The organism is Streptomyces sp. NPDC000878 (assembly GCF_053599695.1).
The window spans coordinates 1-21,567 of the sequence record NZ_JBSFMT010000013.1 but is presented as its reverse complement, the minus strand read 5'-3'; the positions used below and the strand labels follow the sequence as shown (position 1 = coordinate 21,567).

The window sequence follows — 21,567 nt, the reverse complement described above, 5'->3', positions numbered from 1 at the left end:
CCCATCCGGTCAGCTCACTCCGCAGGCTTGTCCGAGTGGCCCAGGGACTTCCCCGGGGCCACTCGGTCGCGTACGGCCTGCTTCACGGCCGTGGGCTCCGGGAAGCCCTGTTCCTTGCGGTCCCAGACCACCTCGTCGTCGACCCGGACGACGAACACGCCGCCGGTGCCGGGCTTGAGCGACAGCTCGCCGAGCTCCGTCTCGAAGGTGGTGAGCAGTTCCTGTGCCAGCCAGGCCGCGCGGGGCAGCCAACGGCACTGGGTGCAGTACTCGATCTGTACGACGGGTGCGTGGGGGCTCATCCGAGATGCACCGACCAATCCTGTTCCGCCGCCGGCTTGCCGTGCAGGTCGGGGACCCGCTTGAGCCAACTCGGGCGGCCTCGCTGTGTCTTCGCCGCCCGGAGGGCCTCCTCGGCGGCGAGTTCCTCCCGGGTGGGGAAGTCGGTGGGCAGCCAGGCGGCCGAGGCCCGCACACGCGCGTGCAGGTAGCCGACGTACGCCTCCCTGGCGTCGTCCGGTGTCGCGAAGCCCGGTTCGCCGGCCAGCCAGGCGTCCGGTACCTCGGCCGCGATGCCGCGCAGCAGGTCCTCGGTCACCCGGGGAGCCAGCTCGGCGTCGGCGGCCCGGGTGTCCGGGGTGTAGTGGCCGAGGGCGTGGTGGCGGAAGTCGTAGGCCTTCGTGGGGTCGGCGCCGTCCCAGCGGTGGTGGAAGACGAGGGCGGCGCCGTGGTCGATGAGCCACAGGCGCGGGGGCGCGATGCCGAGCGTCGGCCAGATCATCAGGTTGGAGCTGTGGACCGTACGGTCGACGTTGACGGTCAGCGCGTCGAGCCAGATGACCTTTCCGGCCTCCAGCGGGTCGACCGTGCAGTTCGCGGCGACCTCCGGGGTGAAGTCCCGCGCGCCCGGCAGGTAGTCCATGCCGAGGTTCAGGCCGGCACTGGCGCTGTGCAGGTCCCGTACTTCCTGGTGGGGTTCCTCGTCGGCGATCTCCGGGTCGAAGTGCACGAGCACCAGCTCGGGGAAGCGCAGTCCCAGGGCGCGGGCCAGCTCTCCGACGATCACTTCGGCGACCAGTGCCTTGCGGCCCTGCGCGGAGCCGGTGAACTTCACGACGTAGGTGCCGAGGTCGTCGGCCTCGACCACCCCTGGGACGGAACCGCCCGACCTCAGGGGCTCGACGTAGCGGGTTGCCGTGACCTCTCTCATGTCGTGAGCATAGTGATCAGGTGTGACAGCCGGTACGGCGTTTCTCCGCGCCGGGATCAGTGCCGACTCCGCACCGACCTCAGCGCCAAGAAGGGTGCCCCTCCGGTGTGCTGCCCGTGGTGAGTCGGCGCGCACCCGTGCCGTCCGCGCGGACCGCCCAGATCGCCGGCCGGTCGAAGGGCCCCCGGACGAAGGCCACCCACTTGCCGTCCGGTGACCAGACCGGGTCCATCTCCTGGGCGGCCGTCTGGACGAGTGTCCTGTCATCGCTGCCGTCGGCCTTGACGATGCGGATGTCGCCCCCCGTCCCCTCGCCGGGTGCTCCGGCGGTGTACGCGAAGTGGTGGCCGTCCGGGGACCAGACGGGGTCCAGCGCCCGCCGGGACTGGTGGGTCACCTGGCGGGGTTCGGCGCCCGGCTGGGCCGGATCGACGACGTGGACCTGCCAGCCCGACGTCTTCTGCAGGCAGATGGCGATGAGTTTGCCGTTGGGGGACCAGGCCGGGTCCTCCACCTTCCCGGTGACGGTGGTCAGTTGCTGCGCGGAGCCGTCCGAGACGTTCACGGCGAACAGCTGCTGCACACCGTCCGCGTCGCGGCGCAGGACGGCCAGTCGCTTACCGTCCGGGGACCAGGAGACCCGGCCGCCCGAGATGGCGGCGATCCGGCGGACACCGGTACCGTCCGCGTTCGCCGTCCACACGGCCGGCTCTTCCGCCGTCTTACGGGTGAACGCGAACGACTCGTGGTCGGGGGACCACTGCGGGAGGGCGTCGCAGGTCCCGTCGATGAGCTGATCGGGGTTGTCCGTGGTGGAGTCGCGGCGGCCGATCACGCTGTGGCATTCCGACGATCCGGGGTCCGTGTCCAGCCGGACCAGCAGCGGGTCGTCGGGGAACGCGGCGGGGGTCGATCGCCGGGCTGACGGCGAGGCTCCCCCGGCGTCGGCATCGGCATCGCCCTTGCCGGAACCGGTCCAGGGCTGCCACACGAGCAGCCCCGCGACGGCCGCCGCGACCAGCAGCGCCGCTACGGCGACCGCCCCTCGGCGCCCGCGCCGCGCCCCGGCACCGCCCACCGGGCCGCCGCCGCCCGGCGGGACGGACCCGCCGGGCGGGCCAGGTACGGGTGCGAGGACCGGCGGGGGCCCGAAGCCGGGGCCGGGCGGCGACTGGACGGTCAGGGGGTAGGAGGCCACGGCCCGGCCATCGGCCGCCGCCGACGGGGCGGGCGTGGCAGGCGTGGCGGGGCGCGGGTCGGTGACCAGTGCCTGCCCTTCGGCGACCGGGGGCGGCGCGGACACGGTCGCGCGCTGGTCCATCGCCAACGCCTGTCCATCGGCGACCGGCGGCAGCGCGGACACCGTCGCACGCTGGTCACTGGCCAGAGCCTGCCCATCAGCGACCGGCGGCGCGGACAACGTCGTACGCGGATCGGTAGCCGGGGCCTGTCCACCGGCGACCAGCGGCGGAGCTGGCACCGTCGCACGCCGGTCACTGGCCAGGGCCTGTCCTTCGCCGACCTGAGGCGCGGCCCCGGTCGTACGCGGATCGGTGGGCGGCGCCGACGAGCGGTCCGCCGCCGCGAGGTCCGCCGCCGGGGCCTGTCTCCGGATGAGTGCGGTCGCCTCGGCGGGGAGCCAGGTGTCCGACGGATGCCGGACCGTGAGCTGGTCGAGGAACTCCGACGGGCCGGGGCGGTCGAGCGGGTCCTTGGACAGGCAGGCCGCGATCAGTCCGCGCAGCCCGCCGGGAAGGCCCGTGAGGTCCGGCTGTTCGTGGACGACGCGGTAGGCCCAGGCGGCCGACCCCCCGTCGCCGAAGGGAGCGCGGCCCGCCGCCTGGCTGAGCACCACGCCCAGGGCGAACATGTCCACCGCGGGAGTGAGCGTGCCGCCGGTGAGCTGTTCCGGCGCGAGGAAGCCGAGCGTGCCGATCTGGAACCCGGTCTGGGTGAGCGCCGTACCGTCGAGGGCCCGCGCGATGCCGAAGTCGATGACCCGGGGGCCGTCCTCCGCGACGATGATGTTGGCCGGCTTCAGGTCGCGGTGAATGACCCCGGCCTGGTGAATGGCGGCCAGCGCCTCGGCGAGGCCGGCGGCCAGCACAGTGAGCGTGTCCGCGGGAAGGGGGCCCACCTGGTCGAGCAGGTCCCGCAAGGTGGGGCCGGGTACGTAGGCCGTCACCAGCCAGGCCGGGTCGCCCTCCGGGTCGGCGTCCACGACCGGCGCGGTGTGGAAGCCGCCGACGCGGCGGGCCGCGGCCACCTCGTCGGCGAATCTGCGCCGGAAGCCCGGTTCCGTGCTCAGTTCGGGGCGTACGACCTTGACGGCCACCGCCCGGCCCGACCGCGACCGGCCGAAGTAGACAACGCCCATTCCGCCCTGGCCGAGCCGTCCGACCAGCCGGTACCTGCCCTCCCCGACAGAGGCGGGATCACCTGCTCCGAGCGGTTTCATGACTCCCCCATCCCACCTCTGCGGCCCGGCTGTGGGAACTCATCGCCCCGGCCCCCCGTCCCCGTCGAGCGGCCGCAATCAGCCGCGAGGCTCCCATTACCGGCATTTACCGGCCATCAGTCTAGATGTTCCGCTCATGACGTCACCGGGTCCGGAACGGTTCCCCTTCACCCGCCGGTTCACCCCGCCAGCGGATTCCGCAGCGGCAGATAGCGGGCGTCGGCGCCGTGGGCGCCGGTCCAGCGCAGCAGCAGGTTGGTCTTGCCGGGCAGGGTGGGCGAGGCGAGGAGTGCGGCGACCTCGGGGAGGTCGTGGCGGGACAGCTCCCGGCGTACGGCCTGCCAGGGGTCGAAGCCCGGGTGGCGTTCCCGCAGCACCTCCGCGACCTCCGTGAGGTGGTTGACGACCAGGCAGTACACGAGCCGCTCCCAGCCCGCCGCCCGCGTCACGTCCGGCAGCAGCTTCACGCCCTCCGCGTCCCGGTACAGGGCCTGTACGGGGGTTCCGTGGGCGTCGACCGCGATCAGGCAGTTCTGGAGGTGGGCCTCGACGACGACGCCGGACCGTGCGAACAGTTCGACGACCGGTGGCACGGCACAGCGCAGATACGCCGTCCACCAGGCGGCCGGGTCGGCGAGCCCGTCGAGCGGGTTGCCGTCGAAGCCCTCGACCAGCGCGGCGGCGAGCAGCGGGGTGGCGCCCGGTACGACATGGTCGCGCAGGCCGTCGCGGACCAGGACCGCCAGCTCCTCGAAGGCGAAGTCGGCGGTGCGGTAACCCCGGTCGCTGAGCCAGACCGGCCGGCCCTCGGCGGCGGCGACGACCGCCGCGTCCGTGCGGCGCAGTGCCAGCAGGTCGTGGCGCCAGAGCCGACGTACGTCGTTGGTGATGCGGACGTCGAGGCTGAACTTGACGAAGACGTCGTGCTCGGGCGCGTACAGCGTGCGGATGGCGGCCGTGGGCCAGGTGTCGGACGTGGTCGTGCCGAGCCGGATCAGCCGGCCGTCGGCGAAGGCGTCCGTCAGGCTCGGGCCGACGAGGTCGAGCTGCCAGGGGTGGGCGGGCAGCAGCCGGTAGCCGGGCGGGGCCGTGCCGAAGGCGTCCAGGGCGGATACGTCGCCCTCCTCGACCGTCACGTCCTCGCGTACGCCGAGCAGCACCAGCGGGAAGGCGGCGTACGCCTCGGGCGCGTACGGCAGCCAGCCCGCGACCGGGCCGCCGCCGCGCGCCTTGGGCGCCGGGTGGTAGGGGTGCCCGGTGAGGAGGGACTGCTCGGAGCGGCGGTACGGATCGTCGGGCGGGGTGGTGAGGTCGCGGGCGGTGAGCAGCGCGGCGACCGCGTCCCGGCTGTCGGCCATCTCGGCGGGCAGCTCGGGGTTGGACAGGCCGGTGTGGGCCTGGAGTTCCTCGGCCACGAGCTTGACGAGTTCGGCGTGACCGACCGGGTGCCAGGTGCCGTCGCCCGTGTTCACCTCGGGCGCGGCGGGCCGCCGGGTGCCGTGCACGCGCAGCAGGCGCTGCCCGCTCGGCAGCCGGTACACGTGCGGCTCGCCGGTGCCGGGGACCGGCTGTGCCACTTCCCGGAGCAGACAGTTGAGCAGGGGCGCGGTCGCGTAGGCGTCGGCACACGCTCCGGTGCCGTCGTGCGCGGGCACGTCCGGGGGCGGCGCGGCGGGGGGCATGGTGGGGTCCACGCGTTCCCTCGTTTCTTACGGTGCTTGCCTACGGTGCGGTTTCCCGCGGTGCACTGACGATCAGTATGTCTGTCGTCGGCCTACCCGCTCACCAGCACTTACCCGCACCCAAACCCGCACCCGAGGAGCCCGCCGTGCACCGTCCCTCCAGCGCAGAGGCCGAGGTCGCCGACGAACTGGCCGCCGTACGCCCCGACCTCGCGTCGCGGTACGCAGCCGAGCTGCCCGGCGCCCGGGCCGCCGTACTGACCCGGCTGTGGCGGGCGCTCGTCCATGAGTCGCTGCCGTGGATCGTCCGCCGCGAGGGCGGCGCGGGCCTCCTGCTGGCGGACGGCCGCCGCCTGGAGGGCCCGTACGCCGATCCGTACGCCGTCGACGGCCGCGCCACCGCCGTACGGCTCGGGAGGGTCTCGTACGACGATCCGGCGCGGCTGATGACGGACCTGGCCGTCCCGCACGGTCCCGCCTTCGCGGCCGAACTCGACCACAGCGTCGCCTCGTTGGCCCTGTCACGGGCGAACCAGGTGAGTGTCACGCGGACTCCGGTGGCGAGCTGGGAGTGGGAGCAGCGGGTCGTCGACGGGCATCCCTTCCACCCCAACTGCCGTTCCCGGCCCGGGTTCTCGGTGGCCGAGCAGCTCGCGTACGGGCCCGAGCACCGGCCGGTCGTGGAGCTGGCGCTGGTGGCGGCGGACGAGTATGCCGTGCGGGGCGAGTGGCCCAAGTGGCTGTGGGACGGGGAGCGTCCGCTGATCCCGGTGCATCCCTGGCAGTCGGCGCACGTGCTCCGACTCCCCGGTGGGGGCGGGCTGTCGGCGCATCCCCTGATGTCCCTGCGCAGCCTCGCCCTGCCGGACGGCGGCCCGCATCTGAAGACGGCGTTGAGTGCCCGGCTCACCTCCTCGGTACGGGACATCTCGCCGTACTCGATCGAGACGGCGGCGACGGTGTCGGCGTTCATGGAGTCGATGGCCGCGCGTGTCGACGGGCTGCTGCACATCACCCGCACGCTGGGCGCGGTCACCGCCAACTCGCCCGATCTGGCAGCGGTGTTGAGGGAGCCGCCGGACCAGTACGCGAATGTGGTGGCGGGCGAGCGGGTCGTTCCCGTCGGAGCACTGGCCGCCACCGGATTCGACCGATCCCCCTCCTGGCTGGCCGAGTTCACGCGTCTCGCCCTCACCGTCGGTCTGCGCCTGCTCGATCTGGGCGTCGCCCTGGAGGCGCACGGCCAGAACCTGCTCGTCGTGCTGTCGGCGGACGGGGACCCGCTGCGGCTGGTCTACCGCGACCTCGCCGACATCCGCGTCAGCCCGGCCCGGCTGGCCCGGCACGGCATCCCGGCGCCCCAGCTGACCGGACGGATCGTCACCGACGACGAACCCACCCTGCGCCGCAAGCTGTTCGGCTCGCTGGTGGCGGGGGCACTGGGCGCGACCGCCGGTTCGGAGGCGGCGCTGCGGGCGGCGCTGGAGACGGCCGTACGGGGGCTGCCGCGCACGCCCGATCTGCTCGCGCTGCTCGAACAGCCCCTGCCCACCAAGGCGTTGACCCTGATGCGGCTGTCACCGGAGACCCCCGGGGACCAGTGGACCCAACTCCCCAACCCCCTGGGAGAAGTCAAGCGGGAGGGCAGCTGACGGACCCGCCGACAGGGGCCGTTGACGGGACCCGTTTTGAAGCGGGTCACCCCGGGTCAATAGGATCCGTCGATGATCACAAGACAACGGCTGGCGGCGGGCGCCTGCGCCCTGCTCGCCGCCCTGGCGGCCGGGATCGCGGTCCCGGCCGGAGCCGTCGCCGACGAAACCACCGCACTCGCGCCCAAGGTCAACCTCCTTCTCGACGTCAGCGGTTCGATGCGGGCGAAGGACATCGACGGGCAGTCGCGGATGGCCGCGGCGAAGCAGGCGTTCAACGAGGTGCTCGACGCGACCCCCGAGGAGGTCCAGCTCGGTATCCGCACGCTGGGCGCCAACTACCCGGGCGACGACCGCAAGGAGGGCTGCAAGGACACCGCGCAGCTCTATCCGGTGGGCCCGCTCGACCGTACCGAGGCCAAGACGGCCGTCGCGACGCTCACGCCCACCGGCTGGACGCCGATCGGCCCCGCGCTGCTGAAGGCCGCCGACGACCTCGACGGCGGCGAGGGCACCAAGCGCATCGTGCTGATCAGTGACGGCGAGGACACCTGCGCGCCGCTCGACCCGTGCGAGGTGGCCCGGGAGATCGCGGCCAAGGGCATCGGCCTCACCATCGACACCCTCGGTCTGGTCCCGAACACCAAGATGCGGCAGCAGCTGAGCTGTATCGCGGAGGCGACCGGCGGGACGTACACGTCGGTCGAGCACACCGACGAACTCGCCGACAAGGTCAACCAGTTGGTCGTCCGGGCCGCCGACCCGGTGGTGACGCCGGTCGCCGTCGAGGGCGCGGCCGGGTGCACGAACGCCCCGGCGGTGAAGTCCGGTCTGTACACGGACCGCGAGGAGTTCGGGCAGCAGCGCTGGTACCGCGTGGACGTCGAGCCGGGGCAGGAACTGCGCGCCTCGGTGAGCGTGTCGGCCGACCGGGCCGTCAACCCCGACTACGGGGTGCTGCTGCGGGCGGTGACCGTGCACGGCCGCGAGATCGTGCGCGGCGAGGGCAACGGCACCGGCCGGACCGATGTCATCTCGACGGGTCTGCGCTATGCGAAGGCGGAGGCCGACGACGAGGACGACCCCGAGCAGACGGCCGCCGAGACCGTGTGTCTCCAGGTCACCAACTCCTACTCGGCGGCGAGTGGTGTGGCGTCCACGCCCGGTCTGCCGCTCGAACTGACCGTCGACGTCGTCGACGGCCCGAGCCAGGCGAGCGATGTGGCCTCCTTCGGTCTCGGCCGTGGCTGGTGGCTGCTGGGCGCGCTCGTCCTGGTCGGCTTCCTCACGGGCGTCCTGTGGGGCTGGATCTCTCGTTGGCGGCTCGCGGTCTGGAGGACCAACTGATGCGTGCTCTCAACAATGTCGGCAATCTCGGCAATCAACTGACGTGCGGTGTCCGCGTGTTGGGTTCGGCCATGCTGCTGCTCGGGCTGGCGGCCGTCCCGGCCGTCGCCGACGAGACGCCCTCCGCGAGCCCCTCGGACGACAGCTCGGCCCCCACCTCGGCGGGCACGTCGTTCCGTACGGCGACGGAGATCGACCAGGGCCAGCAGGCCACCGCGAGCGGCTCGGCGGGCGACTACCTGTACTGGTCGTTCCCCGCCGACGCCGGCCAACGCCCCACCGTCAAGGCGACGGTGAAGCTCCCGGACACCCACGCGTCCGAGGCCTGGCAGCTCGACGTGTACGACGGTCTGCGGCGCCGTCAGGCCTGCCAGTACGGCGCCCAGACCCGCACCGCCGCCTCGGGCACCGCCTCCGTGGAGCTGGCGTGCACGCTGCGCACGGTCCGGGCCTGGTCGGAGCAGTGGGCCAACGACCCGCTGCCGGGCACGTACTACGTCCGACTGACGGCCGTGAACCTCCCGACGTCCGACCTCGGCCTCCCGGTCGACGCCGAACTGCGGGTCGACTCCAAGGACATCGGCGGTTCGGCGGCCGTGGACGGTTCGCTGGCCGAGCCGCTGGTTCCCGGGATCGCGGTCAAGTCCGAGAACTCCGAGGACACAGCGGACAGTTCGACGACGTCCGCCGTGCTGTCGAGCATCGAGCCCGACGACGGCTGGGCCTCCGGCTGGTGGTCCGACCGCTGGGTCTGGACGGCGATCGGCGGCGCGCTGGCGGCCCTGGCGGGCGTCGGCGGCTACGCCCTGACGCGCGGCTCGGGCCGGCCGAGGCAGGTTCCGCCGGGAGCCTGAGCAGTATGTGACGGTTCGTCAACATGCCCGCCGCGCACGGTCGCACGGCGGGCATGTCCCGTTCCGGACCCCGTTCCCGGACCCTGTTTTCGGACCCCGTTCCCGGACCCGTTCCGGACCCGGTCTCGCTTCTCAGGCCTCGCGCAAGGCCTTGGCGAGCGTCCCCTCGCCGGTCACCTCGATACGTCCGCCCCGGACCGCGTCCAGCACGCTCAGGTCCCCCCGGCCGACCGCCGCACACGTGCCGGTGTCCATCGACAGCCGGGCGTCGGGCTCCTCGGGGGCGGGCCCGGCCCCGTACACCGGAACGCCCTCGGCACCGACGTACAGATGGAACTCGCCCTCCTCCAGCCGGACTTCGACGAGTCCCCCGCCGCTCACGTCACCCAGCCCGCGCAGCAGCGGCAGGGCGAACCAGTGGGCCCGTACGGCGTCCGTGGCGCGGCGCTCGGTCAGCTCGGGGGCGCCCCACTCCCCCAGCGCCTGGAGCACCGGCAGCAACTGCCGTCCCCGGTCGGTGAGTTCGTACACGTATGCGGCTCCCGGCGGGAGCAACCGACGCCGGGTCGTCAGGCCGTCGCGCTCCATGTCCTTCAGCCGGGAGGCCAGTACGTCCGTGCTGACGCCCGGGAGATCCGCGTGCAGGTCCGTGTAGCGGCGCGGGCCGGCCAGCAGTTCGCGGACGATCAGGAGGGTCCAGCGGTCGCCGACGACGTCGAGGGCGCGCGCGGTGGAACAGTACTGGTCGTAGCTTCGGCGAGGTGACATGCGACGCAGTCTAGACATGTCGTTGGACTTTCCAAGCTGGAACTTGGTAAAACCAAGCAACACACGAAACCGGAGGGGCGAGCGCGCATGGAGTTCCGGCAGTCGAACAAGCTCAGCGAGGTCTGTTACGAGATCCGCGGCCCGGTCATCGAGCACGCGGACGCGCTGGAGAAGGCGGGCCACAGCGTGCTGCGCCTGAACACCGGCAACCCCGCACTGTTCGGCTTCGAGGCGCCGGAGGAGATCCTCCAGGACATGATCCGCATGCTGCCCCAGGCCCACGGCTACACGGACTCGCGCGGCATCCTCTCCGCCCGCCGCGCGGTCACCCAGCGCTACCAGACGCTCGGCCTGGAGGTCGGCGTCGACGACGTCTTCCTCGGCAACGGCATCTCCGAGCTGATCTCGATGGCCGTACAGGCGCTGGTCGAGGACGGCGACGAAATCCTCATCCCCGCCCCGGACTTCCCCCTCTGGACGGCGGTGACGACCCTCGCCGGCGGCAAGGCGGTCCACTACCTCTGCGACGAACAGGCCGACTGGTACCCGGACCTGGACGACATGGCGGCGAAGATCACCGACCGCACCAAGGCCGTCGTGATCATCAACCCGAACAACCCCACCGGCGCCGTCTACCCGAAGGAGATCATCGAGGGCATCCTCGACCTGGCCCGCCGGCACGGCCTGATGGTCTTCGCCGACGAGATCTACGACCAGATCCTGTACGACGACGCCGTGCACCACTCGGTCGCCGCGCTCGCCCCCGACCTGGTCGTCCTCACCTTCTGCGGTCTGTCGAAGACGTACCGGGTGGCCGGCTTCCGCTCGGGCTGGCTGGTGGTCACCGGCCCGAAGCAGCACGCGAAGAGCTATCTGGAGGGCCTGACCATGCTGGCCTCCATGCGGCTGTGCGCCAACGCGCCCGCGCAGTACGCCATCCAGGCCGCGCTCGGCGGCCGTCAGTCCATCCACGAACTGACCGCCCCGGGCGGACGCCTGCACGAACAGCGCACCGTGGCCTGGGAGAAGCTCAACGAGATCCCGGGTGTGTCGTGCGTGAAGCCCAAGGGCTCGCTGTACGCGTTCCCGCGCCTCGATCCCAAGGTGCACAAGATCCACGACGACGAGAAGTTCGTCCTCGACCTGCTCCTCCAGGAGAAGATCCAGGTCGTGCAGGGGACGGGCTTCAACTGGCCCACCCCCGACCACTTCCGCATCCTCACCCTCCCGTACGCGGACGACCTGGACGTGGCGATCAGCAGGATCGGGCGGTTCCTGAGCGGTTATCGGCAGTAACGGCCAGTGGGGTGGTCGGCCGCTGTCGGTCATGGGTAACCCGTCCCCATGACGGACCGAATGACCGACCGGCCACTGCTGCTCCTCGACGTCGACGGCCCCCTCAACCCGTTCCGCGCCCGGCTCCTGCGCCCGCGCGGCTATGTGACCCGCCGGGTGCATCCCGCGAGCTGGTCGGCCAAGCAGAAACCGGGCTCCCGGAGGCTCCGCCGGGGCCTACGGATACGGCTGCACCCGGGGCACGGCGCCCGGCTGCTCGCCCTGCCGTACGACCTGGCATGGGCCACGGTCTGGATGCACGGGGCGAACGAGATGATCGGCCCGGCGATCGGGCTGCCGGCCGACCTGCCGGTCATCGAGTTCACCAATCTGTTCGCCGAGGATCCCGACGGGCTGTTCTGGAAGACGCGCCGCGTCGTGGAGTGGGCGGACGGACGCCCCTTCGCCTGGGTCGACGACATGATCACCGACCTCGACGTCCGCCATGTGGCCGAGCACCACACCGGTCCCGCGCTGCTGCTGCGGATCGACCCGCGCAGGGGTCTGCGGGAGCGCGAGTTCGCGGAGCTGGAGCGCTGGGCCCTCGATGTCAGTGCCGGGTCGTAGTCTTCGAACGGGTCGAATCCACCGAATCGACCCATGATCGAGGAGACCCGTGACCGGGGAGGAGTGCGCCATGACACGACCGCCGACCGCCGCCCAGCGACGCGTCATCGACGCCGCCGACCCCGTCACCGGACGGCTGCGGGGTACGGAGTTCCAGCTCGCCGCACTGGTGAAGCGCGGGCTCGCCTTCCGGCACCCGCGACCACCGCACGACCACTTCCTGACGCCGACGGGCCATCGGATACGGGAGGAAGCGCAGCACACGGACACACCGGCCGCTGCCGAGGCTGCCCCCGCGTCCACCGCTCCCGGGGCCACAGCTTCCGGGGCCACCGGGGTGTTCGCCGCGCGTGTCGGCGGCGAGGAGGAGATACCCGCCGCCGGGCCCGCCCGGACGCGTGAGGTGCACAGTGCCTGGCAGGGGCTGCTGGAGCTGCGCCGGATGACCAACAGGGACGGTGCCATGGACCGTCCGTGCGGGTGGGAGCGTACGCATCTGGTGCAGGCCGCCGCGCTGGCACTGGAGGCGGCCGGTCATCGTCCGGCCGACGGGGGTGGGAGCGGGAGCGGCGGTGGCTATCGGGTGCGGGCGACTCCGCAACCGGAGGCCGTCGCCGTGCGCGAGCCCGACGGTGACGCGCTGCGGGCCTGCGCGGCCACGCTGGAGAAGGCGGGCTGGCAGGTCGGCGAGCACACCGAGCCGCGTACCGGCGCCCGCTATCTGCTGGCGTCGCCCCGACGGACGTAACGGCTGTTCACACAAAGACAGTTGACGAAGGTGAGCAACCGCTCAGTACGCTTGCGGCCGTCCGTTCTAATTGCCGTCTGTTTTCCGTGAGCCGAACAGTCGTGAAGGGGAAGTCGTGGCCGAACCGTTTTCCGTCCCGGTGACCGTGCGCGGGTACGAGACCGATGTGCAGGGGCACCTCAACCAGAGCGTGTACATCAACTACGCGGAGCACGCCCGCTGGGTGCTGCTCCAGGCGGCCGGGATCAGCCAGACCGGGCTGATGGCGAAGGGCGTGGGTCCGGTGGCCCTGGAGACGACCATCCGGTACCAGCGGGAGCTGCTCGCGGGCGACGAGGTCGAGGTGACGTGCGACTTCGTGTGGGGTGAGGGCAAGACGTTCCGTATCCGGCAGACGATCCGCAAGACCGACGGCACGGTCGCCGCCGAGATCACGGCGGTCGGCGGGCTGATGGACCTCAAGGCGCGCAAGCTGGTCGCGGACCCCAAGGAGCACTTCCGAGCACTGGCGTCGGAGCCGCAACTCTTCGGACTCTGACCGATACTCACAGCGACCTCCTACCCTCACCCCACGGCATTCCCAACCTGGCGCGCGACCCTCAACCTCTTCCCACCGCGCCCTTTTTGGAGTTCACGTGCCGATGATGCACAGAGCCGCCGCCCGCCGTACGTTGCTGGCGGCGCTCGGCGCCACCGCGATCCTCACCACCCAGCGGATCGCGTCCGGCGCGACCACCGACGCGACCGGGACCGGGCTCGACGACCCGGACAAGAAGGACATCGCGATGCGGCTGGTGTGCAGCGCGGAGAACTCGTCCCTGGACTGGCGGGCGCAGTACAAGTACATCCAGGACATCGGCGACGGGCGCGGCTACACCGGCGGGATCATCGGCTTCTGCTCCGGTACGAGCGACATGCTGGCCCTCGTCGAGCTGTACACCGAGCGGGTCCCGGGCAACGCCCTGGCCGCCTTTCTGCCCGCCCTGCGCGCGGTGGACGGCACGGACTCGCACGAGGGCCTCGACCCGGGCTTCCCCAGCGCCTGGCGCAAGGCCGCGAAGACGTCCGCGTTCCGCGCGGCCCAGGACGACGAGCGCGACCGTGTCTACTTCGGCCCGGCCGTGGCCAGCGCCAAGAAGGACGGCGTCGGCACGCTGGGCCAGTTCGTCTACTACGACGCCATGGTCATGCACGGCCCCGGCACGGACAGCGCCTCCTTCGGCGGGATCCGCACGCGGGCCCTGGCGAACGCGGCCACCCCGGCCGAGGGCGGCGACGAGACGACGTATCTGAACGCCTTCCTCGACGCCCGGGTGTGGGCGATGGAGCAGGAGGCCGCACACGAGGACACCACCCGGGTGGACACCGCCCAGCGGCTCTTCCTCGACCAGGGGAACCTGAACCTGGATCCGCCGCTCGACTGGAAGGTGTACGGCGACAGTTACTACATCGGCTGACCGGTCACTGCGCCGGCTGATCGGTGGTGACAGCAGGACTCCGGCCGAGGGCCGTCCCCCTCGGCCGGAGGTCTTTTCGAGCCCCCTGATTCAGGCTCGCGCCGCGATGGCCGCCAGCCGCCGGGCTTCCGTACGCGTCGAACGGGCGATCTCGTCCTCGTCGACGTGCAGCAACCGCCCGTTCTCGACGATCTGTTCGCCGTTGACGAAGGACGCCGTGACCGGGGCCGCCGCGCCGAAGACGAGGGCGATGACCGGGTCGGCGATCGAAGCGTGGGCCAGCGTGTCCAGGTTCCAGAGGACCAGGTCGGCGAGCTTGCCCGGCTCCAGCGAGCCCGTCTCCCTTGCTCTGCCCAGGACTTGGGCACCGCCGTACGTCCCGAGGCGCAGCGCCTGCCGGGCGTTCAGGGCGGCCTCGCGGTGGGGGCCGAGGCGGTTGATGAGGAGGGCGTTGCGCAGCTCGGTGTGGAGTTCGCCCGACTCGTTGGACGCCGTGCCGTCGATGCCGAGGCCGACCGGGACGCCGGCCGCCAGCATGTCGGGGACGCGCGCGATGCCCGCTGCCAGCCGGGCGTTGGAGGACGGACAGTGGGCCACACCCGTCTGGGTACGGGCGAAGGCGGCGATGTCCGAGTCGTTCATGTGGACGCAGTGCGCCATCCACACGTCCTCGCCGAGCCAGCCCGTGGACTCGAAGTAGTCGGTCGGGCCCATGCCGAACAGCTCCTTGCAGAACTGCTCCTCCTCGACCGTCTCCGAGCCGTGCGTGTGCAGCCGTACGCCCTTGCGCCGCGCCAACTCCGCGCCCTCACGCATCAGCTCGGTCGAGACGGAGAACGGCGAGCAGGGGGCGACCGCGATCTGGGTCATGGCGTCGAAGGAGGGGTCGTGGTGCTCGTCGACCGTGGCCTCGGTGGCGGCGAGCGCGCCTTCGAGAGTCTCGACGGCGAAGTCCGGGGGCAGGCCGCCGTCCTTCTCGCTGCGGTCCATCGAGCCACGGGCGAGGGTGAAGCGGACGCCCATCTCGCGGGCCGCGCCGATGATCGCGCCGGACAGGTCGCCGGAGCCCTTCGGGAAGACGTAGTGGTGGTCCGTGGCGGTGGTGACTCCGCCACGGACCATCATGGCCAGCGAGCCCTGCGCGGCGGCCCGGACCATCGGCTCGTCGATACGCGCCCAGGTCGGGTACAGCGCCACCAGCCAGTCGAAGAGGTTGTGGTCGGTGGCCAGGCCCCGGGTGATCCACTGGTAGTAGTGGTGGTGCGAGTTGACCAGGCCGGGGGTGACCAGGTGACCGCTCGCGTCGATGCGCCGGACCACGTCCGCCAGTCCCTCGGGGGCCTTGCCCGCGCCGACCGACTCGATCCGGTTTCCGGCGATCACCACATGACCGGACGCGTACTCGGTGTCGGTGGCGTCCACGGTCGCGATCGCGCAGTTCTCGATGACGATGCGCTGAACCATCGTACAAACGTCCTTAGAGGTTGGTGAGGTCGGCGGGGATGCGCGCCTCGGCGCCGTCACGCAGGATCGTGCCCTCGATCAGGCCGTAGGGCCGGTCGGCGGCAAAGTACACAGCTCCGTCGGCGGTGTCGTTCTTGAGTCCGAAGGGCTTCAAGTCCACAAGGAAATGGTGCTTGTTGGGGAGCGAGAACCGCACCTCGTCTATCTCGTCGCGGTGTTCTATGATCCGCGCGCCCATCTGGAAGAGGGTCTGCTGGAGGGAGAGCGAGTAGGTCTCCGCGAAGGCCGAGAGCAGGTGCTTCCGGGTCTGCGCGTACGACTCCTCCCAGTCCGGCATCTCCCCTGCGTCGTCGGACCAGTTGAAGCGCCAGCGCGCGGACACCTGCGTCGCGAGGATGCGGTCGTACGCCTCGGGGAGCGTCGTGTACTTGTCCTTGACGTAGCCCCAGAACTCGGAGTCGGTCGTGTTCATCACGACGAGATCCTTGAGCCCGGAGACCACCTCCCACGACGAACCGTCGTACGTTATCTGGGTCAGCCGGGTCTCCTGGCCCTGCCGGGCGAAGGAGTGCTCGCCCTCGCCCGCCGCCTCGATCCGCGCCCAGGAGTACTCCTCGATCCGGATGCGCGCCTTCTTTATCGGCTCCTGGCTGGTCACGAAGTGCCGGGCCAGATGGATGCCGAACTGCTCGGCGGAGTCGATGCCGTGCTCCTTGGCGAAGGCGTACACCGTGTTCTTGGTGGTGTCCGTCGGCAGGACGTTCGCGTTGGAGCCGGAGAGGTGGACCTCGTCCATGTCGCCGGAGAGCGACACGGAGACGTTGAGATCCTTGATGTGGTGGGTGGCGCCGTCGCGGGTGACGCGCACGACGCGGTTCTCGGCCTTGCCGTACTGGTTCTGCCCGAGAAAGACGGGCCGGGCCTTGCCGGTCGAATCGGTCATGGTGCTGCTAGCTCCCTCGGTATACGGAGTAGCCGAACGGGTTGAGCAGCAGCGGTACGTGGTAGTGCTCGCCCGGCACGACGGCGAACGTGATCGCCACCTCCGGGAAGAACGCTCCCGCCGCACCGCTGTCCCGATTCGCGGGGGCGTCCTGCTGCGCATCGGCCTGATTCTGCTTCTGCCTCTGTTCCAGATACGGCTCGACCTCGAAATCGAGCCGCACGTGGGTCGTGCCCTGCGGCAGCGCCGGCAGATCCCTGCACCGCCCGTCCGCGTCGGTCGCACTGCCGCCGAGCGCCTTCCAGTCCGCATGCCGGCCACTGCGCGCAGCAAGCAGGACGGCGACAGCCGCGGCGGGTCGCCCGACGCTGGTGTCCAGGATGTGCGTGGACACGGAGGCGACAGAGGCGCCGGTACCGGTGCTCATGGCGGTCACCGCTCTTCCTGTACGAGGTTGCCGAGCCGGATGCGGTTGATCTTCCCCAGCTCGGTGCGGACGATCTCCCGCTCCCGCTCCGGTGTGTTCACGATCCGTTCCCGCACCGCGTCGCGCATCTGCTCGCCGGTGCGGCCGGTCGCGCAGATCAGGAAGACATGGCCGAACCGTTCCTGGTAGGCGAGGTTCAGTTCGAGCATCTCCGCCTTCAGCTCCTCGGAGGCACCGGCCATACCGCGCTGCTCACGGGCGGAGGTCGGGTCACCGGGCTTGGGGCGGCCGATCGGCGGGTGGCCGGCCATCGCCTCGGCGAGGTCGTCGGCGGACAGTTCCGCCATCGCGGCATCGCTCGCCTCGTACAGGTCCTCGGCGGTGGTGTACGGCCGTCCGGCGAGCAGGTGCCGTCCCCAGGCAGCGGAAGCGCAGGCCTCGTGGAGGGCGGTGCGGGCCTCGGACTTCTCCAGGGCGTTGAAGCGGGCGAGGCCACCAGGGGTCGTACTCGACGTCACGGCAAGCCTCCGTGGCCTTGTGCGTGCTGGATGCGTGCTGGGCGCACGCCGGGCTGGCTGCGCTCAGCTAACGCCTTCCGACGACAAGACGTCAACACTTTGTTGAAAATTCCGGGTAACGGCACCGGGCATCCCGGACCCGCCACCCCACGCCCGATCAGCCCGTCAGGCCTGTTTCTCGCGGTTCAGGTAGTTGTAGACCGTGAAGCGGCTGACCCCGAGGGCGCCCGCCACGGTCTCGACCCCGTGCCGCACGGAGAAGGCACCGCGTGCCTCGAGTATCCGTACGATCTCCTGCTTGGCCTTGCGGTCCAGTTCGGCCAGCGGCTTGCCGTGCTTGCGCTCCAGGGCGGCCAGGATGTGATCGAGCGAGGCCGCGAGCTGCGGGAGGCGTACGGCGACCACGTCGGCGCCCTCCCAGGCGAGCACGACGTCGTCGGGGCCGGCCTGGCCGGGTGCGATCATCTCGCCGCCCATGGCGTCGACCAGCGGTTTCACGGCCGCGAGGAAGGCCGCGCCGACGGCCCCGTCTCCACCGCCGGTCACCGACCGCCCTCCTCGTCGATCACGTTGACCTGGAGCGAGATCCGGGTCGCGCCGGCCTCCAGGGTCTTGCGCAGCAGCGCGTCCAGGGCGGTGAGCACGGCGTCGGCGCGGCCCTCGGCGGTGTTGCCGAACGGGCCGACGTCCACCGCGTCCAGATCGGCCGCCTCGATGACCTCGCGGGCGACCAGCGCGTGTGCGGGTGCCTCGTCGAGGTCGAAGGGCTCGGTCGTGAACTCCACTCTCAATCGCACTGTGCCCCCATGGCATCGGCTCCCGGTCGCTCGGGCACGACCCTAACGGACTCCCCGGTGGCAATCACCAGGGATGCCCGCTCGGGCCGCCGACCATGCCCCCGAGGCCACGAACGGGGTTACAGCCGCAGGGAGTTCACCTCCAGGGCAGGATCGGGGGCGGTGTCACGCGCACCGGTGACACGCCCTCGGCGGGCGAGGGAGACGGCCAGTGCCGTCAGCGCGGCGAGCGTCGCGACGCAGGCCGCCACAGCGGGCAGCGGGGAAGCGGCTCCGCCCGCCTGTCGTACGTAGGCGAGTGTCGCCGAGTCGGCGTGCGCGCCCAGCAGGTGGGCGGCGGCCAGGGCGCCCGCGACGATCACGGCGGTGGCGGCCACGACCGAGGAACGGCTGAACCACAGGGCGGCCCCGGCCAGCAGACACAGCACGGAGACGCCGAGCGAGGCGGCCAGTCCATGCCTCGGCGCATCGACCCAGTCGAGCGGGAAGTGGGCCGCGCCGCAGAGCAGCACGAGGACGGCGGCGGCACGGCGGAGCCAGAGGCGGGCCGGCTGCTCCCCGCCCTGCGGTGCGGTGTGCGCGGGGGCGGGTATGGGTGCGGACGCGGGCTCCCGGTCCCGGTCCCGGGCATGGACCTCGCCCTGATCACGAGCCTCGCCATGGGCCTCGTCGATGCGGCCGATCAGCTGGACGAGATCCTCGACGGGCCTGCCGGTGGCGGCAGCGTGGAGCGCCTGGGCCTTGGCGTGTGCGGCGTGCGGGGCCGCGTGCAGGAGGGCGACCAGGCGGCCGACCTCGGCCACGGGCCGCTGCTCGGCGGCTGTCCGGATCGCCTCGTCCATCCGGTCGACGCCGCGCTGGGGCGGGCCCAGCAGTTCCACGAGGCGCGAGACGTCCTCCACGGAACGCGCCACCGCCGCCACCCGCAGGACCGACGCCGCGATCGGCAGGCCGTCGGGCGACTGCTCCAGGAGGGTGACGAGTTGGACGACGTCGTCCAGGGGTCTGGCGACGACCACGGTGCGCACCAGTTCGTCCGTACGTATTCGGGTGACGGGAGGATGGTCGCCGGTTCCGGGGTTCGCCGGGCCGACAGGGAATGGCTCCACGGCCATGTTCGCCTCACAACTTCAGTGCACTGACACACGGGCAACGTGCGCCCCGCTCATATGAACGTTGCACCTGTCTAACCGCCCCCTTCCCACCCCGCCACTCGGGAGATCACTTGGGAGAGCCCTCTTGACAAGCTTCGACACCCGGCGGCAATCTTCCAGTAAGCAGAAATATATTTCCGCAATGCGGAATAAAGAACACAGAATACAGAACACGAAGATCGAATCAAGAGGGGCGCCGACGGCCATGGGTTTCACAGAGCAGCGCTTCAACGTCAACCTGTCGATCCTCTTCACGGAACTCCCGCTCCTGGAGCGCCCGGCGGCGGCCCGGGCGGCCGGTTTCACCGCGGTCGAGCTGTGGTGGCCCTGGCCGGACTCCCCCACGCCGGAACAGTCCGAGCTGGACTCCCTGCGGGCCGCGATCGAGGACGCGGGCGTCCGGCTCACCGGCCTCAACTTCTACGCCGGACAGCTGCCGGGCCCGGACCGGGGCGCTCTGTCGGTGCCCGGGGCGGAGTCCGAGCGGTTCCGCGCCAACATCGAGGTGGCCGCCGGTCTGGCCGAGTCGCTCGGCTGCGGCGCCCTCAACGCGCTGTACGGCAACCGGATCGAGGGCGTGGACCCGGCGAAGCAGGACGCGCTGGCGCTGGAGAACCTGGTGCTCTCGGCGCGGGCCGCCGAGCGCATCGGCGCGATTCTCCTCGTAGAGGCGCTCAACAGGCCGGAGTCACCCCGGTACCCGCTCGTCAGCGCCCCGGCCGCCGTCGGGGTCGTCGACAGGGTCAACGCGGCGACGGGCCTCGACAACGCACGTTTCCTGATGGACCTCTACCACCTGTCCATGAACGGCGAGGACCTCCCGTCGGTGATCGACGAGTTCGCCGCGAAGACGGGCCACGTCCAGATCGCCGACAACCCCGGCCGTGGCGCCCCCGGCACCGGCACGCTCCCCCTCGCCGACCACCTCGACCGGCTGCGCAAGGCCGGTTACGCGGGCTGGGTCGGCCTGGAGTACAAGCCGGGCGACCGGCCGAGCGCCGAGGCGTTCGACTGGCTGCCGCACGAAGCACGCCGAACCCCCTGACACGCAGAGCAGCAAACCAACAAAGAGGCACAGCGGCAGAGAGGCACCCCACCATGAGCAGTCTCCCCCGGGTCGCCTGGATAGGCCTCGGCATCATGGGCTCGCCCATGTCCGAGAACCTGATCAAGGCGGGGTACGACGTCACCGGCTTCACCCTGGAACAGGACAAGCTCGACCGGCTGGTCGCCGCCGGCGGCACCGCGGCCGGATCGATCGCCGAGGCCGTGCGTGACGCCGACGTGGTGATCACGATGGTGCCCGCGTCACCTCAGGTCGAGGCGGTCGCGTACGGCCCCGAGGGCATCCTGGCGAACGTGCGGCCCGGGGCCCTGGTCGTCGACATGTCGTCGATCACCCCGCAGACGTCGGTGGACCTGGCGAGGGCGGCGGCGCAGCTGGGCGTCCGGGTGCTGGACGCCCCGGTCTCGGGCGGTGAGGCGGGCGCGGTCGAGGCCGTGCTGTCCATCATGGTCGGCGGTGACCAGGCCGACTTCGACACGGCGAAGCCGATCTTCGAGGCGCTGGGCAGGACCATCGTGCTGTGCGGTCCGCACGGCTCCGGCCAGACGGTGAAGGCCGCGAACCAGCTGATCGTCGCCGTCAACATCCAGGCGTGCGCCGAGGCCGTGGTCTTCCTGGAGAAGTCGGGCGTGGACCTGGGAGCGGCACTGGAGGTGCTGGGCGGCGGGCTGGCCGGTTCGACGGTGCTGGCGCGCAAGAAGGACAACTTCCTGAACCGTGACTTCGCGCCGGGCTTCCGTATCGACCTCCACCACAAGGACATGGGCATCGTGACGGACGCGGCCCGCACGGTCGGCGCCGCGCTGCCGGTCGGCGCGGTGGTCGCCCAACTCGTCGCGTCCCTGCGTACACAGGGCGACGGGGGCCTGGACCACTCGGCGCTGCTGCGGGGCGTGGAACGCCTGTCGGGCGCCGAGGTCTGACACCCTCCCCCAAAACTCCGGGCGGCGCCACCGCTGACAACTGTCCTGTCGCGCCCAGGCGTTGGCGCCGCCCGGAACCCCGAACAAGCCGGAGACCCGAGTAGGGGAGGTGCCTGTGGGTGATGCTGAGCGAGCCGGAGGGGGACGACGAGGAGTTGGTGTCGGCGCTGGATGTACTGAGGCACCAAGTACGGCTG

Annotated in this window: 22 protein-coding genes; 10 read left to right on the top strand and 12 right to left on the bottom strand. The window is 71.4% G+C overall.

The window, feature by feature from the left end; genetic code table 11:
- Positions 1–14: 14 nt before the first annotated feature.
- The 4 genes from ACWDR4_RS14450 to ACWDR4_RS14435 form a co-directional block, all read right to left on the bottom strand.
- Positions 15–302, bottom strand: a complete 288-nt coding sequence (locus tag ACWDR4_RS14450) for a SelT/SelW/SelH family protein (protein WP_450408249.1) — start codon at positions 300–302, stop codon at positions 15–17.
- Positions 299–1,210 (bottom strand): HipA family kinase, encoded by a 912-nt coding sequence (locus tag ACWDR4_RS14445; RefSeq protein ID WP_450408247.1) that lies wholly within the window; start codon positions 1,208–1,210, stop codon positions 299–301. Before ACWDR4_RS14445 ends, ACWDR4_RS14450 begins: the two co-directional genes overlap by 4 nt.
- Before the next feature lie 79 nt (positions 1,211–1,289).
- Positions 1,290–3,668 (bottom strand): protein kinase domain-containing protein, encoded by a 2,379-nt coding sequence (locus ACWDR4_RS14440; protein WP_450408244.1) that lies wholly within the window; start codon positions 3,666–3,668, stop codon positions 1,290–1,292.
- 179 nt (positions 3,669–3,847) lie between these two features.
- Complete coding sequence (locus tag ACWDR4_RS14435) at positions 3,848–5,350, bottom strand: IucA/IucC family protein (protein ID WP_450408242.1); 1,503 nt, start codon at positions 5,348–5,350, stop codon at positions 3,848–3,850.
- Between the two features lie 146 nt (positions 5,351–5,496).
- Between ACWDR4_RS14435 and ACWDR4_RS14430 the strand changes: the two genes are divergently transcribed.
- The 3 genes from ACWDR4_RS14430 (at position 5,497) to ACWDR4_RS14420 (ending at position 9,203) form a co-directional block, all read left to right on the top strand.
- On the top strand, positions 5,497–7,002 hold the full coding sequence (locus ACWDR4_RS14430; protein WP_450408239.1) for an IucA/IucC family protein: 1,506 nt from the start codon (positions 5,497–5,499) through the stop codon (positions 7,000–7,002).
- A gap of 72 nt (positions 7,003–7,074) precedes the next feature.
- Complete coding sequence (locus tag ACWDR4_RS14425; protein ID WP_450408237.1) at positions 7,075–8,349, top strand: VWA domain-containing protein; 1,275 nt, start codon at positions 7,075–7,077, stop codon at positions 8,347–8,349.
- Complete coding sequence (locus tag ACWDR4_RS14420; RefSeq protein ID WP_450408235.1) at positions 8,349–9,203, top strand: hypothetical protein; 855 nt, start codon at positions 8,349–8,351, stop codon at positions 9,201–9,203. The genes ACWDR4_RS14425 and ACWDR4_RS14420 overlap by 1 nt, the downstream gene beginning before the upstream one ends.
- Positions 9,204–9,335: 132 nt before the next feature.
- Here the strand turns inward: ACWDR4_RS14420 and ACWDR4_RS14415 are convergent, their stop codons facing one another.
- Entirely contained in the window at positions 9,336–9,971 is a 636-nt protein-coding gene (locus ACWDR4_RS14415; protein ID WP_450408233.1) for a winged helix-turn-helix transcriptional regulator, read from the bottom strand.
- An 87-nt stretch (positions 9,972–10,058) separates the two neighbouring features.
- On the opposite strand from ACWDR4_RS14415, the gene ACWDR4_RS14410 reads away from it, so the two are divergent.
- The 5 genes from ACWDR4_RS14410 (at position 10,059) to ACWDR4_RS14390 (ending at position 14,078) form a co-directional block, all read left to right on the top strand.
- Positions 10,059–11,267: a pyridoxal phosphate-dependent aminotransferase gene (locus ACWDR4_RS14410; RefSeq protein ID WP_450408230.1), complete on the top strand. Its 1,209-nt coding sequence runs from the start codon at positions 10,059–10,061 to the stop codon at positions 11,265–11,267.
- A gap of 60 nt (positions 11,268–11,327) precedes the next feature.
- Complete coding sequence (locus ACWDR4_RS14405) at positions 11,328–11,873, top strand: hypothetical protein (protein WP_450408553.1); 546 nt, start codon at positions 11,328–11,330, stop codon at positions 11,871–11,873.
- A gap of 70 nt (positions 11,874–11,943) precedes the next feature.
- Complete coding sequence (locus ACWDR4_RS14400; protein WP_450408227.1) at positions 11,944–12,621, top strand: hypothetical protein; 678 nt, start codon at positions 11,944–11,946, stop codon at positions 12,619–12,621.
- A gap of 115 nt (positions 12,622–12,736) precedes the next feature.
- Positions 12,737–13,159, top strand: coding sequence for an acyl-CoA thioesterase (locus ACWDR4_RS14395; protein ID WP_450408225.1), 423 nt, complete (start codon positions 12,737–12,739; stop codon positions 13,157–13,159).
- A 103-nt stretch (positions 13,160–13,262) separates the two neighbouring features.
- The gene (locus ACWDR4_RS14390; RefSeq protein ID WP_450408222.1) at positions 13,263–14,078 is read left to right on the top strand and encodes a chitosanase; all 816 of its coding nucleotides are present in this window, start codon (positions 13,263–13,265) and stop codon (positions 14,076–14,078) included.
- Between the two features lie 90 nt (positions 14,079–14,168).
- Here the strand turns inward: ACWDR4_RS14390 and ACWDR4_RS14385 are convergent, their stop codons facing one another.
- The 7 genes from ACWDR4_RS14385 to ACWDR4_RS14355 form a co-directional block, all read right to left on the bottom strand.
- Complete coding sequence (locus tag ACWDR4_RS14385) at positions 14,169–15,542, bottom strand: 8-oxoguanine deaminase (RefSeq protein ID WP_450408220.1); 1,374 nt, start codon at positions 15,540–15,542, stop codon at positions 14,169–14,171.
- Positions 15,543–15,555: 13 nt separating this feature from the next.
- Entirely contained in the window at positions 15,556–16,485 is a 930-nt protein-coding gene (gene pucL, locus ACWDR4_RS14380; protein ID WP_450408217.1) for a factor-independent urate hydroxylase, read from the bottom strand.
- Between the two features lie 7 nt (positions 16,486–16,492).
- A complete protein-coding gene (uraH, locus tag ACWDR4_RS14375) occupies positions 16,493–16,912 on the bottom strand; it encodes a hydroxyisourate hydrolase (RefSeq protein ID WP_450408214.1) in 420 nt (139 codons plus the stop codon).
- 5 nt (positions 16,913–16,917) lie between these two features.
- Entirely contained in the window at positions 16,918–17,430 is a 513-nt protein-coding gene (gene uraD, locus ACWDR4_RS14370) for a 2-oxo-4-hydroxy-4-carboxy-5-ureidoimidazoline decarboxylase (protein WP_450408212.1), read from the bottom strand.
- Between the two features lie 165 nt (positions 17,431–17,595).
- Positions 17,596–17,976, bottom strand: coding sequence for a helix-turn-helix domain-containing protein (locus ACWDR4_RS14365; RefSeq protein WP_450408210.1), 381 nt, complete (start codon positions 17,974–17,976; stop codon positions 17,596–17,598).
- Positions 17,973–18,227 (bottom strand): hypothetical protein, encoded by a 255-nt coding sequence (locus ACWDR4_RS14360; RefSeq protein ID WP_450408207.1) that lies wholly within the window; start codon positions 18,225–18,227, stop codon positions 17,973–17,975. Before ACWDR4_RS14360 ends, ACWDR4_RS14365 begins: the two co-directional genes overlap by 4 nt.
- A gap of 119 nt (positions 18,228–18,346) precedes the next feature.
- Positions 18,347–19,336 carry a hypothetical protein gene (locus ACWDR4_RS14355; RefSeq protein WP_450408204.1) on the bottom strand — a complete coding sequence of 330 codons (990 nt, stop codon included), beginning with the start codon at positions 19,334–19,336 and terminating at the stop codon, positions 18,347–18,349.
- Positions 19,337–19,586: 250 nt separating this feature from the next.
- On the opposite strand from ACWDR4_RS14355, the gene ACWDR4_RS14350 reads away from it, so the two are divergent.
- Together ACWDR4_RS14350 and ACWDR4_RS14345 are read left to right on the top strand one after the other, a co-directional pair.
- Positions 19,587–20,426: a TIM barrel protein gene (locus tag ACWDR4_RS14350; RefSeq protein ID WP_450408202.1), complete on the top strand. Its 840-nt coding sequence runs from the start codon at positions 19,587–19,589 to the stop codon at positions 20,424–20,426.
- 53 nt (positions 20,427–20,479) lie between these two features.
- Positions 20,480–21,370, top strand: coding sequence for a 2-hydroxy-3-oxopropionate reductase (locus ACWDR4_RS14345; protein WP_450408199.1), 891 nt, complete (start codon positions 20,480–20,482; stop codon positions 21,368–21,370).
- Positions 21,371–21,567 lie beyond the last annotated feature (197 nt).